The organism is Millisia brevis NBRC 105863 (genome assembly GCF_001552615.1).
Lineage (GTDB): Bacteria > Actinomycetota > Actinomycetes > Mycobacteriales > Mycobacteriaceae > Millisia > Millisia brevis.
Genome location: NZ_BCRN01000017.1, coordinates 1 through 16,603, shown reverse-complemented (window position 1 = coordinate 16,603; position 16,603 = coordinate 1). Strand labels below are relative to the sequence as shown.

Annotated in this window: 12 protein-coding genes; 5 read left to right on the top strand and 7 right to left on the bottom strand. The window is 69.9% G+C overall.

All coding sequences use genetic code 11. From position 1 onward, the window contains the following. The 5 genes from MB1_RS20285 (at position 1) to MB1_RS20265 (ending at position 6,454) form a co-directional block, all read left to right on the top strand. Positions 1–1,008 carry an ABC transporter permease gene (locus MB1_RS20285; RefSeq protein ID WP_066911809.1) on the top strand — a complete coding sequence of 336 codons (1,008 nt, stop codon included), beginning with the start codon at positions 1–3 and terminating at the stop codon, positions 1,006–1,008. After that, on the top strand, positions 1,005–1,952 hold the full coding sequence (locus tag MB1_RS20280) for an ABC transporter permease (RefSeq protein WP_084352310.1): 948 nt from the start codon (positions 1,005–1,007) through the stop codon (positions 1,950–1,952). Before MB1_RS20285 ends, MB1_RS20280 begins: the two co-directional genes overlap by 4 nt. Next, positions 1,945–3,735, top strand: a complete 1,791-nt coding sequence (locus MB1_RS20275; RefSeq protein ID WP_084352308.1) for a dipeptide ABC transporter ATP-binding protein — start codon at positions 1,945–1,947, stop codon at positions 3,733–3,735. The genes MB1_RS20280 and MB1_RS20275 overlap by 8 nt, the downstream gene beginning before the upstream one ends. Positions 3,736–3,860: 125 nt before the next feature. Further along, the gene (locus tag MB1_RS20270; RefSeq protein WP_066911995.1) at positions 3,861–5,009 is read left to right on the top strand and encodes an acyl-CoA dehydrogenase family protein; all 1,149 of its coding nucleotides are present in this window, start codon (positions 3,861–3,863) and stop codon (positions 5,007–5,009) included. A 47-nt stretch (positions 5,010–5,056) separates the two neighbouring features. Then, on the top strand, positions 5,057–6,454 hold the full coding sequence (locus MB1_RS20265) for an acyl-CoA dehydrogenase family protein (protein ID WP_066911806.1): 1,398 nt from the start codon (positions 5,057–5,059) through the stop codon (positions 6,452–6,454). A gap of 2 nt (positions 6,455–6,456) precedes the next feature. Here MB1_RS20265 and MB1_RS20260 read toward each other — a convergent pair whose 3' ends face one another. The 7 genes from MB1_RS20260 to MB1_RS20230 all read right to left on the bottom strand — a co-directional run. Beyond that, positions 6,457–7,539, bottom strand: coding sequence for a metal-dependent hydrolase family protein (locus MB1_RS20260; protein ID WP_245650288.1), 1,083 nt, complete (start codon positions 7,537–7,539; stop codon positions 6,457–6,459). Positions 7,540–7,546: 7 nt separating this feature from the next. Next, the gene (gene ffh / locus MB1_RS20255) at positions 7,547–9,103 is read right to left on the bottom strand and encodes a signal recognition particle protein (protein WP_066911803.1); all 1,557 of its coding nucleotides are present in this window, start codon (positions 9,101–9,103) and stop codon (positions 7,547–7,549) included. Positions 9,104–9,229: 126 nt separating this feature from the next. Then, on the bottom strand, positions 9,230–11,839 hold the full coding sequence (locus tag MB1_RS20250; RefSeq protein ID WP_084352304.1) for a [protein-PII] uridylyltransferase: 2,610 nt from the start codon (positions 11,837–11,839) through the stop codon (positions 9,230–9,232). Beyond that, positions 11,829–12,167: a P-II family nitrogen regulator gene (locus tag MB1_RS20245; RefSeq protein WP_066911797.1), complete on the bottom strand. Its 339-nt coding sequence runs from the start codon at positions 12,165–12,167 to the stop codon at positions 11,829–11,831. The genes MB1_RS20250 and MB1_RS20245 overlap by 11 nt, the downstream gene beginning before the upstream one ends. Before the next feature lie 80 nt (positions 12,168–12,247). After that, the gene (locus MB1_RS20240) at positions 12,248–13,504 is read right to left on the bottom strand and encodes an ammonium transporter (protein WP_066911794.1); all 1,257 of its coding nucleotides are present in this window, start codon (positions 13,502–13,504) and stop codon (positions 12,248–12,250) included. 198 nt (positions 13,505–13,702) lie between these two features. Continuing rightward, a complete protein-coding gene (gene ftsY / locus MB1_RS20235; protein ID WP_066911791.1) occupies positions 13,703–15,304 on the bottom strand; it encodes a signal recognition particle-docking protein FtsY in 1,602 nt (533 codons plus the stop codon). A gap of 82 nt (positions 15,305–15,386) precedes the next feature. Further along, positions 15,387–16,603, bottom strand: a 1,217-nt coding sequence (locus tag MB1_RS20230) for an AAA family ATPase (protein WP_157084192.1), incomplete at its 5' end; no start/stop codon positions are given.

The window sequence follows — 16,603 nt, the reverse complement described above, 5'->3', positions numbered from 1 at the left end:
ATGAGCCGATCCGCCAGGTACTACCGGTCGTTCGTCCTGCGACGGATCGGTCAGGGCCTCATCGTGCTGGCGCTGTCCTATGTCATCGTCTTCACCCTGCTGTTCTTCCTGCCGGGTGATCCGATTCGGGCGCGGCTCAACGATCCCGAGGTGACCTATTCGCCGGAACAGGTCGAGCAATTGCTGGCCTACTACGGTCTGGACGAACCGATCTGGGTGCAGTTCTGGCATTCGGTCAGCCGCCTCCTCCAGGGCGATCTGGGCTACTCGCTGATCTCGGTCGAGCCGGTCTCCGATCGGCTGGTCGCGGCGCTGCCGTCGACGATCCAGTTGACGGTGCTGACCGCCGTCTTCGCGATCGTCATCTCGTTCGTGGTCTCCACCGCCGCGGTCGCCGCCCCCTCGGAGAAGATCCGTCGGTTGGCGGCCGCGGTGCCGGCCGCGATGCTGTCGGTCCCGACCTTCGTCATCGGATTGGCCGTCCTGCAGGTGTTCTCGTACTCGCTGGGCTGGTTCAGCACCCTGCAGGCCAACGGCTGGGTCGGCGCGATTCCGGCGGCGGCCGTGCTGGCGCTGCCGGTCTCGGCGCCGTTCACCCGGGTGATCATCGAGAACGCCCGCGAGGTCGAGGCCGAGCCCTTCGTGACCTTCGGCCGCTCGAAGGGGCTGACCAATGGGCGGGTGCTGCTCGCCCACGTCGCCCGGCCGGCGGCGTTGCCCGGCGTGACGATGCTCGGCATCGCCGTGGCGGAGTTGATCACCGGTTCGGTGATCGTCGAGGCGATCTTCAATCGCCACGGCATCGGGTCGGTCATCTCCTCGGCGGTCTCCGGGCAGGACTCGCCGGTCCTGCTCGGGGTGATCGTGCTGGCCGCCGGCGCCGTCGTCCTGGTCAATCTGATTGTCGACCTGTTGTATCCGTTGCTCGATCCCCGACTGCGCACGCAGTCGACCGCTCCGGCCGGCGCGACGCCGGCCGGGGCCCCGGTCGCGGAGGTGACCTCATGAGCGTCCACAAGTTGCCGCCGCCCGCCCGCACCGAGTCGACGGACGTCACCGTATCGCCGGACGTCACCGACGACCCGCGAGCGTCGATACCCGCCGCGGGCGATACCGGCGGGCTCGGCACCTGGCGCACCGCGGTTTCGCGCCGGCTGACCCCCGGCGCGATCGTCGCCCTCGGATTCATCCTGTTGATCCTGCTGGCGAGCGTGGCCCCCGGCCTGCTCAGCCCGCACGATCCATACCAGGAGCGCACCACCGAGGTGCTGCTGGCCCCGTCGAGCAGCTACTGGTTCGGGACCGACTACCTCGGGCGGGACATCTTCTCGCGGGTGATCCACGGCACGACGATGTCGGTGTCGAGTGCGCTGCTCGCGGTCTCGATCGGCCTGGTTGTCGGCTCGGCGATCGGACTGATCTCCGGCCACTACGCCGGCCGCGCCGTCGAGAGCGCGCTGATGCGTTTCATCGACACCCTGATCGCGATCCCCGGCCTGCTGCTGTCGATGGCCATCGTTGTCGCGCTCGGCTTCTCGACGGTCAACGCGGCGATCGCGGTCGGGGTCTCGGCGATCGCGGTCTTCGCCCGGTTGATGCGGTCGGAGGTCCTGAGGATCAGCAACCTGCCGTATCTCGAAGCCGCCCAGTTGATCGGGGCCCGCACGCCGGCGTTGATCTTCTCGCATGTGCTGCGCAATTCGTGGTCGTCCGTTCTGGCCCTGTCGATCCTGCAGTTCGGTGTCGCGATCCTGGCGATCGCCTCGCTCGCCTTCCTCGGCTACGGCGACTCGCCGCCCTCGCCCGAGTGGGGTGTCCAGGTCGCCGAGGGGCAGAACTACGTCTTCGCCGCGCCGTGGATGGTCATCTTTCCGAGTCTCGCGATCGTCATCGCCGTCCTGTCCTTCAACCGATTGAGCGCCTTCATCAAAGAGGTGAATTCCGATGACTGACACCACCCTGGCCACCCCCGACACCCGTACCGATCCCGTCCCGCCCGGCGCCGGCCTCGGCGCCGCGCATACCGCGGCGCGCCCGACCGCCACGGCTGCCGGCGATATCCGCGGCGCGGGCGCGCATGCGAACATTCTCGAGGTTTCCGATCTGACCGTCGGCTACCGGCGCTTCGGCCGGGTGCGCCGGACCGTGCACGACGTGTCGTTCACGGTGCCCACCGGATCGGTGGTCGCGCTGGTCGGGGAATCCGGATCCGGCAAGTCGACGATCGCCAATGTCGTGCTGAATCTCGCACCGCCCCAGGCGGTTGTCCAGTCCGGCACGATCACCTACCGCGGCGAGGATCTGCTGACCGCCGGCTCCCGGCGACTGCGCGCGCTGCGCGGCAACCAGATCGCCTACGTCCCGCAGGATCCCGCCAACTCCCTCAACCCCGTGCGCACGATCGGCAACCAGCTGATCGAGACGCTGCGCGTCACCGGAACCGGACCCGCCGAGGGACACCGGGATCGAGTGGTCGAGCTACTGACGCAGGTCGGCATCCAACGTCCCGCCGATGTCACCCGCCGGTATCCGCATCAGCTGTCCGGCGGCATGTTGCAGCGCGTGCTGATCGCCTCGGCGATCTCGGCGGGGCCGGCGCTGCTGGTCGCCGACGAGCCGACCTCGGCGCTCGACGTCACCGTGCAGCGCCGGGTGCTCGACCTGATCGAGGATCTGCGCGACGAACTGCAGCTCAGTCTGCTGTTGATCACCCACGACCTCGCGCTCGCCCGCGAACGCACCGACCACCTCGTCGTGCTCGAACAGGGCAGCGTCCGGGAGCACGGCACCACCGGCGCCGTGCTGAGCGCACCGACCAGCAGCTATACCCGGCGACTGTTGTCCGACGTGCCGGCGCTCAACGCCGACAAGTTCGGCAAGCTGCACCGGCCGGTCGCCGAGGAATCGGCGGCGCAGCCCGCGGTGGGCCGGCCCGCCGTACAGCTGCGGGCGGTCACCAAACTGTTCGAACGGCCCGAAACCGCCGAGCCGCTCGTCGCGCTCGACCGCGTCGACGTGACGGTCACCACGGGGTCGACCCACGCGATCGTCGGCGAGTCGGGCTCGGGCAAGACGACGATCGCGCGTCTGATCCTCGGTCTGGATGCCCCGACCGAGGGTGAGGTGTTGGTGGCCGGCACGCCGATCGAATTCGGCGATCCCGCCGCCCTGCGGCATCGACGCAAGACGCTGCAGTTGGTGTACCAGAACCCGTTCGTCTCCCTCGATCCGACGTACACCGCGCTCGACTCGGTCATCGAACCGCTCAAGCGCCACGGGTTGGGTTCGCGGGCCGAGCGCACCGCCCGCGCCCGCGAGTTGCTGCACCTGGTCGGGCTGTCGCCGCATACCCACGACGCCCTGCCGAAGCGCCTGTCCGGCGGGCAGCGGCAGCGCGTCGCGATCGCCCGGGCGCTGGCCCTGCGACCGGATGTGCTGATCCTCGACGAGCCGACCAGCGCGCTCGATGTCAGTGTGCAGGCACAGATCCTGGAACTGCTGATCGACCTGCAGGCCGAGTTCGCGTCGACCTACGTGCTGATCTCCCACGATCTCGGTGTCGTGCGACAGGTCGCCGACGACGTGACGGTCCTGCGGCACGGCGTCGTCGTCGAATCCGGCCCGGCGGCACGCATCTTCACCGATCCCGCCGACGCGTACACCCGCGACCTGATCGAGTCGGTGCCCGGCTGGGAGCGGTCGACGGCGGCCGTCGGTGCGGCGGTGGCCCGGTGACCGACACCCTCGACACCGGACATCTCGAGACCGGGCGAGTCGACACCACCGCCCGCGACGCCGCATCCGGTGGTACCACCGACGTTCGCCCGCCGGCTCCCGGATCGGCCGAACGGGCGACCGTCATCGCCCGGATCGCCGAGGATGCCCGTCGACGCGGCTACGACGGCAAGCCGCTGGCGGCCCTGGAGCTGGCCCGCGAGTACCGCCTCGGGGCGGTCCGGGTGCCCGTCGCGCTCGGCGGGGCGGGCTACTCGCTGCGCGACCTGCTCGAACTGGTGATCGAGCTCGGCGCGGCCGACCCGGACGTACCGCATATCCTGCGCGCCCATTGGGGTTTCGTCGAGGAGCGGCTGACCCGGCTCGACGACCCGCGCGACCGGGGGTGGCTCGAGCAGGTGGTGGGCGGCACCCTCTTCGGTGGCGCCGGCGCCGAGCGCAGCAGCCGCGCCGTGGGGACCTACGTCTTCGACACCACCCTGCTGCCCGACGGGGATGCCTTCCGGCTCAACGGACGCAAGTACTACAGCACCGGGTCGCAGTACTCCGATGTCCTGCGGATCTCCGCCAACGACGCGGACGGCGAGCAGCTGAGCGTCCTGATCCCCGCCGACCGCGACGGGGTGATCCACGCCGACGACTGGAACGGGATCGGCCAACGCCAGACCGGCAGCGGAACAACGATTCTCGACAACGTCGTCGTCTACCCCGAGGAGGTCCTCGACTTCCGGGGGTGGACCGATGCGCAGACCCGGCGCCGCCAGCCGCTGCCGCATCTGCTGCTGCACGCGGTGGCGGCGGGCATCCTGCGGTCGGTCACCGCCGACGCCGCCGAGCTGATCCGGTCGCGTCCGCGTCCCTACGCCTGGGCGCCGACGTCGATACCGGCCGAGGATCCGCAACTGTTGCAGGTGGTCGGCGAATTGTCCTCGGCGGCCTTCGTCGTCGAGGGTGCGGTGCTGCGGGCGGCCGAATTCCTCGACCGCGCCGCCGATCACCTGCTGACCCGCGGCAGCGTCGATCCCGATCTGGAACTGGCCGCCTCGCTGGCGACCTCGAAGGTGAAGGTCGGCGTCGAGGACATCGCCCTGCGTGCGGCCGGCCAGTTGTTCGCCGCCGGTGGGGCATCGGCGGTCGACGCCGCGCACCACCTCGACCGGCATTGGCGCAATCTGCGCACGCTGTTCTCCCACAACCCCACCGTCTACAAGGCTCGGGTGGTCGGCGACGTCGTCGTCAACGATGCGGCCCTCCCGCCCGTCGGCTTCTTCTAGACCCGACCGCCCGTCGGCCTCCTGCCACCCGGACCGAAAGCGAAGCGATGTCCCTCTCCTGGACCACCGATCTCGACCGCACCACCCCGCTGACCGACGACGAACTGCTCGATCGGTTCCGGCCGATCTTCGAGCGGATCGCCGAGGGCACCATCGCCCGCGAACAGGACCGCACCCTGGCCCTCGAACAGGCCGAGTGGCTGCGGGAGCAGGGCTTCGGCGCGCTGCGCGTCCCGACCGAGCTCGGTGGGTTCGGGGTGAGCCTGCGCCAGTTGCTGCTGCTGTTCATCGAATTGGCCGCCGCGGATTCCAATTTGGTGCAGGCGCTGCGGGTGCACTTCCGGTTCGGCGAGGACCGCTGGGTGGAGCAGGACACCGACCGCGGCCGGGAGTGGTTGCGCCGGATCGGGGCCGGCGCGATCATCGGCAACGCCAGCAGCGAGCTGACCGGGAAGCTGCGCGGGGTCACCGGCACCACGGTGGTCGCCGACGGCGAACGACTGCTGCTCAACGGCCGCAAGTACTACAGCACCGGCAGCCTCTTCGCGGACTACATCTCGGTCGCGGTGACCGATGAGACGCGACGCTCCTCGGTGATCGTGCCCCGGCACGCCCCGGGAGTCGAATTGCTGGACGACTACTCCGGTTTCGGCCAACGCGGCAGCGCCAGTGGGACATCGGTGTTCACGAATGTCGATGTGACCGACCTGGAGATCATCCCGTCCGAGGAGCGCGCCGCCGGCCAGTGGGCCATCCTGCAGCTGACCCATCTGGCGACCCTCGCGGGCATCGCGCGGCAGGCGGCGGACGAGGCGGCCGCCTTCGTGCGCCGGCGGCAGCGCACCCACGGTCAGGCGCTCGCAGACCTGCCGAGCGCGGATCCGCTGGTGCAGTCGGTGCTCGGCCGGGTCGACGCCGCCGCCCACGCGGCCCGCCAGATCGTGTTGAGCACCGGAGCCATCCTCGACGCCGTGGTCGACGAACGGCTCGCGTGGCGGACCGGACCGAGCAGTCGGCGCACCGCCCGGGCGCTCGAGGAGCTCGAGAGGCGGGAGGAGGCCGCCGATATCGCGGTGCACCGGGCACAGATCACCGTGATCGATCTGGTGCTGACCGCGACGACGGCGATCTTCGAAGTGGGCGGTTCCTCGGCGCTCGACGCCCGGTTCGCCCTCGACCGGCATTGGCGCAACGCCCGGACGATCGCCTCGCACAATCCGGCGATCTACCGCGAGCGGGAGGTCGGCGCCTATCTGCTGCGCGCCGGAATCACCGAGTCGGACGCCGGGGACGGCAACGACGGGGCGCCCACAGACACGCCCACCGGGGGCGATTCCGCACCGGCCGCCGATACCGCGGACCGGACCGGCCGTTCGGAGCAGCGCTTGGCGGTCGTCCCGCCGAGCGGCGACCCGAACCCCGGCCGTCCCGACGAGGCGCCCTGAGGTCAGGGGCGAAAGACGTGACGGCCGACCACGGTGAGATCCGGATGGTCCGGTACCCCGGCCGGGGTGCGCGGGTCCTCGCGGTAGACCACCAGGTCGGCGCGCTGCCCCGGCTCGAGCCCCGGCCGACCGAGCCATTCGCGGGCATCCCAGCTCGCGGCGCCGAGGGCCTCGAGCGGGGAGAGGCCGACACCGATCAGCGCGGCGATCTCGTCGGCGATCCGGCCGTGCCGGATGCTGCCGCCGGCGTCGGTGCCGGCGAAGATCCGGATCCCGGCATCGTGGGCCCGGCCGATGGTGTCGGCTACGCGGCGATGCAGGTCGCGCATGTGGTCGGCGTAGCGGGGGAACTTCCCCGCACCGTCGGCGATCTGCGGGAAGGTCTCGATATTTATCAGGGTGGGCACCAGAGCGGTGTCGTGTTCGACCATCATCTCGATCGTCTCGTCGGTCAGCCCGGTGCCGTGTTCGATGCAGTCGATGCCCGCGCCGACCAGGTCGACCAGGGCCTGCTCGCCGAAGACGTGCGCGGTCACCCGCGCTCCCTCGGCGTGGGCGGCGTCGATCGCGGCCTTCAGGATCTCCGGCGACCAGAGCGGCGCGAGGTCGCCGACCTCCCGGTCGATCCAGTCCCCCACCAGCTTGACCCAGCCGTCGCCGGCGCGGGCCTGTTCGGCGACCGCATCCGGCAGCCGCTCCGGATCGGCGAGGTCGATCGACAGGTCGCGGATATAGCGCTTGGGTCGGGCGAGGTGGCGGCCGGCGCGGATGATGCGCGGTAGATCCTCGTATGCGTCGAGGATGCGGGTGTCGACGGGCGAACCGGCGTCCCGCAGCAACAGCACGCCGGCCTCACGTTCGACGCGGGCGTCGGCGACCATCTCGTCGTGATCGGTGTGGCCGCCGCCGAATCTGATGCCGACGTGGCAGTGCGCGTCGACCAGCCCGGGCAGGATCCACCCGGACTCGCAGATCGTGGTCGCGTCGGCGACCGGTTCGGTGTGCAGGATGCCGTCGACCACCCACAACTGCACCGGCTGATCGTCCGGCAGGGTTCGGCCGATCAGGTGCAGCGCCCCGGTCACGGTGGGGCTACTTCTTCGGGAACTTCAGCTGCGAGAGGTCGAAGCCCTCGAGACCGGGCGGCATCTGGTCGAGCCCGGCGGGCATCCCGGACAGGCCGGGAGGAAGGCCGGGCATCCCGGGCATCGCGCCGTTGTTGCGTGCCGGGGTCGCCTTGCGCTTGCTGTTGTTCTTCTTGTTCTTGCGGCTGTTCTTGGCGTTGCGGCGGTTGCCGCCCGCGCCCGGCATGCCCATGCGACCGGCCATCGACGCCATCATCTTGCGGGCGTCGAAGAACCGGTCGACCAGCTGGTTGACCTCGGTCACGGTGACGCCGGAGCCGTTGGCGATGCGCAGCCGTCGGGAGGCGTTGATGATCTTGGGGTTCTCCCGCTCCGCCGGGGTCATACCGCGGATGATCGCCTGCACCCGGTCGAGTTGCTTGTCGTCGACCTGCGAGAGGGCGTCCTTCATATTGCCGGCCCCCGGCAGCATGCCGAGCAGGTTGCCGATGGGCCCCATCTTGCGGATCGCCATCATCTGCTCGAGGAAGTCCTCGAGGGTGAGCTGGCCGGAGCCGATCTTGGTGGCGGTCTCCTGGGCCTGCTTCTCGTCGAAGACCTGTTCGGCCTGCTCGATGAGGCTCAGCAGGTCGCCCATGCCCAGGATGCGGCTCGCCATCCGGTCCGGGTGGAAGACATCGAAGTCCTCGAGCTTCTCACCGGTCGAGGCGAACATGATCGGCTTGCCGGTGACCTCTCGGACGCTCAGCGCCGCACCGCCGCGGGCATCGCCGTCGAGCTTGGTCAGCACGACACCGGTGAACCCGACGCCGGAGCCGAAGGCGTCGGCGGTCGCTACGGCGTCCTGGCCGATCATCGCGTCGAGGACGAAGAGCACCTCGTCCGGATCGATCGCATCGCGGATACCCGCGGCCTGCGCCATCAGCTCGGAGTCGATGCCGAGGCGGCCGGCGGTATCGACGATCACCACGTCGTACTGCTTGGTGCGGGCCTGCTCGACACCGGCACGGGCGACCTCGATCGGATCGCCGGCGCTGATGCCGAGCGGGTTCTCCGAGGTACCGACCGAGGTACCGGGATGCGGGGCGAAGACCGCGGCGCCGGCCCGCTCGCCGACGATGCGCAGCTGGTCGACCGCGCCGGGGCGTTGCAGGTCGCAGGCCACCAGCAGCGGGGTATGCCCCTGCCCGGTCAGCCACTTGGCGAGCTTTCCGGCCAGGGTGGTCTTACCGGAGCCCTGCAGGCCGGCGAGCATGATGACCGTCGGCGGCGTCTTGGCGAATTCGAGCCGCCGGGTCTGGCCACCGAGGATCTCGACGAGCTGCTCGTTGACGATCTTGACGACCTGCTGCGCCGGATTGAGCGCGGCCGAGACCTCGGCGCCCTTGGCGCGTTCCTTGATCGAGGAGATGAACGACCGGACGACGGGCAGCGCGACGTCGGCCTCGAGCAGCGCGAGACGGATCTCCCGGCAGACCACATCGATGTCGTGGTTGGTCAGCCGTCCCTTGCCGCGCAGATCGGCGAGACTGCCGGTGAGGCGGTCGGAGAGAGATTCGAACACGTGCCGCTGCTCCTTTGGATCTCGCTCACGGCCCCACCGGAGCGGGGTCGACTTCGCTCGCACCCCGTCGGGTGCTCCCACCAGCCTAATCGGTCATCGGAATTCACCGCCGCCGCCCGCCGATGGTCACCTCCCGGCATTCTCCTCCGGCGGTGGCGGTGGCGCCGCCGGCACCACCGCGAGCAGCGCTTGTTCGATCGTCTCGCGCCGTTCGCGTTCGGAGGTCCCCTCGTCGGTGGGTCCGAGTTTCACGCAGAAGGCGTCGACGACCGAGTTGCCGAGCGTCTCGACGCGCGCCCAGCAGATATCCGCCCCCTGCGCGTGCAGAGCACCGGCCACCCGGGCGAGGAGCCCGGGGCGGTCCTCGGCCCGCAGCTCGAGGATCACCCGCGAGTTGTCGCCGTCGGCGGGAGCGAACCAGAGCAGCCGCGGCGGCGCCTGGGCGCTGTCGGGTGTCGTCGAGGCGCCCGTCGACTGCAACTCGCGGTCGCGACGCGCGGAGACCTCGGCCACCGGATCGAGACGACCGTCGAGGGCCCGGATGACGTCCTGCCGGATCAGTTCCGCCGGCGGCGGGTCACCGAAGTGGGGTGAGACGACGAAGGTGTCGATCGCGTAGGAATCGTCGCCACCGACCGACGCCGACACCACCCGCAGCGAGTGCATCGCCAGGACCCCGGCGGCCGCGGTCAGCGCGCCGCGCCGGTCGGGGGCGACCACGCGGACCAGGAACGAATAGTTCTCGTCGAGCGGCTTGACGTCGACGTGGATCTCGCCGCGTTCGGCCAGCGCGACCAGTTCCGGATCGAGCGGTTCGGGCTCCGGCAGCGGTTCGCCGACCATGACCAGCCGGCAGCGGCGGACCAGCTCGGCGATCAGGCTGGCCTTCCACTCCCCCCAGACCCCGGGACCGGTGCCGATCGAGTCGGCCTCGGCCAGGGCGTGCAGCAGTTCGAGGACGACGATGTCCCCACCGATCGCGTCGACCACCGACTGCACGGTGGCGACGTCGTCGAGGTCACGCCGGGTCGCCACCTGGGGCAGCAGCAGGTGCTGGCGCACCACGGCGACCACCACGTCGATATCGGAGGGCCACAGACCCATGCGGGTGGCGATCCGTTCGGCGAGTTCGGCGCCGATCACGCTGTGATCGCCGCCGCGCCCCTTGCCGATGTCGTGCAGGATCGCGCTGAGCACCAACAGATCCGGTCGGGATACCCGGGTGGCGAAGGTACCGGCGATCGACGCGACCTCCATCAGATGGCGGTCGACGGTCCAGGTGTGGATCGCATCGCGCGGCGGCAGATCGCGGACCGCGCCCCATTCCGGGATCAGCCTGCCCCACAGACCGGTTCGATCGAGAGCCTCGATCACCGGGATCGCCCGCGGGCCGCTGCCGAGGACGACCAGCAGGTCCTTGAGGGCTCCCCGCGGCCAGGGGGTACGCAGTTCGGGGGCGGTATCGGCCAGCCGGACGAGGGTGGCCGCACCGATGGGCAGGCCGGTTCGCGCGGCGGCGGCGGCGACCCGCAGGACCAGCCCCGGGTCGCGGCTCGGCTGCGCGTCACGCGCCAGGACGATCTCGCCGGCGTGGTTGACCACGCCCTCGTCGAGGGGGCGACGCAGCGGTACCGCCCGCAGGCGTGCCAATCCGCGTCGGGGAATGCTGTTGCCCGCGTTGCGCAGTCCGGCGTCGACCGCGTAGCTGACCGTCCGGGCGGAATCGCTCAGCGAACGGGCCAGATCGAAGCGGTCGCCGAGCCGCAGGGCCGCGGCGATCTCGTCGGCGTCCTGGACGCGCACCTGATCGCGGGCCCGGCGGGCCACGCGGTGCAGTTCGGTCCGCACGTCGAGCAGCCGGGCATGGGCGGCGGCGACCCCGCCACCGGTCTGCGCGCCGGGATCGATCGCGGGATCGGTCAATTGGGCCACCGCGAGCGCGTCGATCAGTTGGATATCGCGCAGGCCGCCGTGGCCGTTCTTGGTATCGGGTTCGGCGCGCTGGGCGACATCGCCGCTGCGCTGCCAGCGCTGCCGGGTCAGCTCGATCAGTTCGTCGAGCCGTGAGCGCACGCCGATCCGCCATTGCCGCCGCACCTCGGCGACGAGCACCGCGGTCAGGTCGGCGTCGCCGGCGATATGCCGGGCGTCGAGCAGGCCGAGCGCGGCGGTCATATCCGACGCGGCGACCTGCAGAGCCTCGGCGACGGTGCGGACGCTGTGGTCGAGCTTGATGTGCGCGTCCCACAACGGGTACCAGAGCCGTTCGGCGATCCCGCCGATACGCTCGAGGTCGCTGCCGTCATGCAGGAGGATCAGGTCGAGATCGGAATACGGCAGCATCTCGCCGCGTGCGAGTCCACCGACCGCGACGATCGCGCAACCGCTTTCGGGTCCGATCCCCAATTCGCTCGCCGTGCCGGTCAACCACAACTCGTGCAGATCGACCAGTGCCTGCCGCAGCGAGGGGGCATCGAGCCGGCGCGCCTGCGACAGACCGAGCAGCTGTTCGCGGGCCCGCACCAGGTCGATCGCCGCCGGTCCTCCCGATTCGGTCCGGGAACCATTGGCTCCCTTGCCTTTACGGTTGTCCCCGGAAGGGCCGGACGGCCCCGCCGAAGCGGGGCCGTCCGGGTTGCCGTCTCGACGTTTCGGATTCACCGACGCCGGTCCATGACGGTCGCTGCCTCCATGACGGCCATTGTTGTTGTCGGACCCAGTCGGGTCAGAGCGCATCGCCGCCGCGCTCGCCGGTGCGGACCCGCACGACGGTCTCGACCGGGGTGACCCAGACCTTGCCGTCGCCGATCTTGCCGGTGTGTGCAGCCTCGACGATCACCTCGACGACCTTGTCGACCGACGCGTCATCGGTGACAACCTCGACCCGTACCTTCGGCACGAAGTCGACCGAGTACTCCGCACCGCGGTAGACCTCGGTGTGACCCTTCTGCCGACCGTAGCCCTGAACCTCGCTGACGGTCATGCCGAAAACGCCGGCCTGTTCGAGGGCGGCCTTCACGTCCTCGAGGGTGAACGGCTTAACAATCGCCGTTATGAGCTTCATCTTGTTCCTTTCGAACAGTTGATCTGTGGCACCCGACGGGTGGATACCTCTTACCCACCAGTGTCGCAAGAATTACTGGTTCAGCTCAGTTCGTACGCGGTTTCCGCATGCTCCGCACCGTCGATGCCGCTCTCCTCGGCCTCGGTGTCGACCCGCCAGCCCAGCGGCTTGAGAGCGAACGCGATGACCGCGGTCAGGACGCCGGTGTAGATCAGGGCGACGAGGGCGATGACGATCTGGACGATCAGCTGGTCGATACCGCCGCCGTAGAACAGGCCGGTCTCGGTGCCGAGGAAACCGATCGCGACCGTGCCCCAGAGGCCGGACACCAGGTGGACGCCGACGACGTCGAGCGAGTCGTCGTAACCGAAGCGGAACTTCAGGCCGACCGCGAGGGCCGACAGCGCGCCGGCGATGACGCCGAGAATCATTGCGCCGATGGGGCTGAGCGCACCTGCGGCCGGGGTGATCGCAACCAGACCGGCGACGATGCCCGATGCGGCACCGAGGCTGGTGGCGTGTCCGTCGCGGATCTTCTCCACGATCAACCAGCCGGCGATCGCGGCGGCGGTGGCGGCGGTGGTGTTGACCCAGGCCAGGCCGGCGACGCCGTCGGCGGCGAAGGCGGAACCGGCGTTGAAGCCGAACCAACCGAACCACAGCAGAGCGGCACCCAGCATGACGAAGGGCAGGTTGTGCGGGCGGTAGGCGGTCTTGCCGAAGCCGACGCGCTTGCCGATGATCAGGGCGAGCACCAGGCCGGCCATACCGGCATTGATGTGAACGACGGTGCCACCGGCGAAGTCGATCGGGTGCACGGCGGCGGAGATGTCGCCGCCGTCATCGACGGTGCCGAAGATCCACGAGGCGAAGCTGTTCTCGGCGCCCGAGAGCAGGCCGCCACCCCACACCATGTGCGAGAGCGGGAAGTAGACGAGGGTCGCCCAGACACCGGCGAAGACCAACCAGGTGGTGAACTTGACGCGCTCGGCCAGTGAGCCGCTGATCAGCGCGACGGTGATGATCGCGAAGGTCACCTGGAAGGCGATATCGATGACATTCGGATATCCGAATGCGCCGGCGATGTAGTTGCCGTCCGCATCGGTGATCGAGTCACGAAGTCCGAAGAACTCGAAGGGATTGGCGAAGATCCCCGCGATGTCCTGCGTGCCGTACGCCATCGACCAGCCCCACAGGAAGTAGATGATCGTGACGACCGTCATGGCGCCGAACGACATCATCATCATGTTGAGGACGGACTTGCTGCGGGACATGCCGCCGTAGAAAAACGCCAGGCCCGGCGTCATCAGCAGCACCAACGAGGCCGCCATCAGCATCCAGGCTGAATTGCCTGACTGCGCCAATACTTCTTCGGAACTCACTGCTTCCTCCTTAGAGCGCGCATCACCCGCGCGACGTTCGGAGATAGCCTCGGTGGCCCACGTTTCCGCTCTGACACGCCCTTGTTTCAGGCGTGTGAACGGATGCGTCCAAAGGATAACGAAGCGAACCGAAGGGGACGTTCCCCGTCGAAATTATCCGAGAAGCGCGTCGACAAAAGCGCCCGGTTCGAATGGAGCAAGATCATCGGCGCCCTCCCCCAGGCCGACCAGCTTCACGGGGACCTTCAACTCCCGCTGCACCTGGAAAACGATGCCGCCCTTGGCAGTACCGTCCAGTTTGGTCAGCGCGACACCGGTGATGTCGACCACATCGGCAAAGACCCGCGCTTGGGTCAAACCGTTCTGACCGATCGTCGCATCCAATACGAGAATCACGTCGTCGACGAGGGCCTTCTTTTCCACGACGCGTTTCACCTTGCCCAATTCGTCCATCAGGCCGGTCTTGGTGTGCAGGCGCCCGGCGGTATCGATCAGGACCGCGTCGGCGCCATTGTCGATGCCGTGGACGACGGCGTCGAAGGCGACCGATGCCGGATCAGCGCCCTCCTTGCCGCGCACCACCTCGGCCCCGACCCGCTGCGCCCAGGTCTGCAGCTGATCGGCGGCGGCGGCGCGGAAGGTATCGGCGGCGCCGAGCACCACGCGCCGGCCGTCGGCGACCAGCACGCGCGCGAGCTTGCCGGTCGTGGTGGTCTTGCCGGTTCCGTTGACCCCGACCACCAACAGCACCGAGGGACGACCGTCGTGCGGCAGGGCGCGGATCGAGCGGTCCATGCCGGGGTCGAGGGTGTCGACGAGAACCTCGCGCAGCACGGCGCGGGCCTGCTCCTCGTTGCGGACGCCGCGGATCGCCATCTCCGAGCGCAGCCGCTCGACGATCTCCGCGGTGGTCGCCGGGCCGAGGTCGGCCATGATCAGGGTGTCCTCGACCTCCTCCCAGGCGTCCTCGTCCAGGTCGCCGCCACCGAGCAGGCCGAGCAGGCTCCTGCCCATCGCGTTTTGCGACCGCGCCAGGCGCCCACGCAAGCGGACCAGGCGTCCGGCGGTCGGCTCGATCGTGTCCAGCACCGGCGCGGGCGCCGCCGGGGCGGTTTCGGCCGCCGGCGGGGTGATCTCGGCGGGGGTCGCCGGGATGGTCTCTGCGGCCGCGACCGGTTCGACGTCGGCACCCGCCGGGGCGGGAACGACCTCCGTGGCGACCGGCGGAACCGATTCCGCAGCGACGGGCGGAACCGATTCCGGGGCGGGGGTGCCGGTCGGGGTCGGCTCGGCGGGGGTGGCGTCGCCGGCGGGGGCGTCGGCAGATGTCGAGCTGTCCGATGCGCCCGCGGGCGTACCGGCGGCTTCGTCGGTGACCGGGTTGGGGACCACGTCCGGCAGGCTGACGTCGGAAATCGTCTGGCGGGGAGCATCCCGCGGGATCGACGCGTCGTCGCCGACTCCGGGTTGGCCGTCGACGTCGACCCGCTCGATCGGCGCCGGCTCGGGCATCCGGGCGCGGGGCTGCGGCGTGGCCGCCGCCTCGGTGCCGGTGCTGAAGGTGAAGCCGCCGCCGGCCTGGTATCCGCCGCGCCCCTCGACCGCCTTGGTATCGGTGGTCGTATCGGTGACCGCGGTGGTGTCGGTGGTGCCGAAGGACACCTTCCGCCGCCGGTAGAGCAGCAGCCCGATCAACAGTGCGATCAGGACGAGTACGGCAACGGCGGCGACGGCAAGCCAGGCTTCGGTGGTCACCCAACCATCCTGACAGCCCCGATGGGGTAGGGGGTTATCAGGTCCGGCCGGGTGTCGTGCCGACCGGCCCGCGACCGGCCCGCTACGGGGTGGTCTCGGCCGATGGTGACGCGGGCTCGACCTGCGGTGACGCCGCAGCCGGGGCGGCCGGTGGGTCGACGTCACCCACCGATATCGCGACATCGCGACCGCGCAACCGCTGCGAGATCACCGTCGTGATGCCGTCGCCGCGCATCGAGACGCCGTAGAGGGCGTCCGCGACCTCCATCGTCGCCTTCTGGTGGGTGATGACGATCAGCTGGGAGCGCTCCCGCAGCTGCTCGAACAGCGAGATCAGCCGGCGCAGGTTCGTATCGTCGAGGGCCGCCTCGACCTCGTCCATCACATAGAACGGGGACGGCCGAGCCCGGAAGATCGCCACCAACATCGCGACCGCGGTCAACGACTTCTCGCCACCGGAGAGCAGCGACAGCCGCTTGACCTTCTTACCGGGCGGCCGCGCCTCGACCTCGACGCCGGTGGTCAGCATGTCGGACGGGTCGGTCAGTATCAGTCGGCCCTCGCCGCCGGGGAAGAGCGTCGCGAAGACCTGAACGAATTCCCGCTCGACGTCGGCATAGGCGTCGGCGAAGACCTGCAGGATGCGGGCGTCGACGTCGTCGATCACCGCCAACAGGTCCTTGCGGGCCGCCTTGACGTCCTCGAGCTGGGTCGACAGGAAGTTGTAGCGCTCCTCGAGCGCGGCGAACTCCTCGAGCGCCAGGGGGTTGACCCGCCCCAACGCCTTGAGGTCCTTCTCCGCGCGGGCGAGGCGGCGCTGCTGGGTGGCGCGGTCGTACGGGATCGCCGCCGGGCGGCTGACCGCCTCGCCGCGCTCCTTGGCCTGCTCGTACTCCGCGATCTCCAGCTCCGACGGTGGCAGCGTGACGTCGGGTCCGTACTCGGCGATCAGGTCGTCGGCGGTCATCGCGAACTGTTCGAGTGCGGCGTTCTCCAGTTGCTCGTACCGCAGGGCGGCCTCGGCGCGGGCCACCTCGTCCCGATGCAGCGAATCGGTCAGCGCGGTCACCCGTTCGCGGGCCTTGCGCATCTCCTCCCGGCCGGCGTCCACCCGGCGGGAGAGGTCGCCGCGGACGGCTTCGAGCCGATCGCGGTGCGCGGCGGCAACGGTGACGGCCCGGTCGACCCGGTCGGCCAGCTCCCGTCCGACCGCCTCGACCTCGCCGGCCGCGACCGCCGCCCGACGGCGCTCCTCCGCCGCCCGCGCCGCCCGCGACCGCGCCTCGCGCTCGGCCCGGG

Excerpts from the sequence above, each read along its gene's own strand:
- MB1_RS20275 (WP_084352308.1), top strand. The coding sequence starts at position 1,945 with ATGACTGACACCACCCTGGCCACCCCCGACACCCGTACCGATCCCGTC.
- MB1_RS20280 (WP_084352310.1), top strand. The coding sequence starts at position 1,005 with ATGAGCGTCCACAAGTTGCCGCCGCCCGCCCGCACCGAGTCGACGGAC.
- MB1_RS20250 (WP_084352304.1), bottom strand. The coding sequence starts at position 11,839 with ATGCGCTCTGACCCGACTGGGTCCGACAACAACAATGGCCGTCATGGA.
- MB1_RS20285 (WP_066911809.1), top strand. The coding sequence starts at position 1 with ATGAGCCGATCCGCCAGGTACTACCGGTCGTTCGTCCTGCGACGGATC.
- MB1_RS20265 (WP_066911806.1), top strand. The coding sequence starts at position 5,057 with ATGTCCCTCTCCTGGACCACCGATCTCGACCGCACCACCCCGCTGACC.
- MB1_RS20240 (WP_066911794.1), bottom strand. The coding sequence starts at position 13,504 with ATGCTGATGGCGGCCTCGTTGGTGCTGCTGATGACGCCGGGCCTGGCG.
- MB1_RS20245 (WP_066911797.1), bottom strand. The coding sequence starts at position 12,167 with ATGAAGCTCATAACGGCGATTGTTAAGCCGTTCACCCTCGAGGACGTG.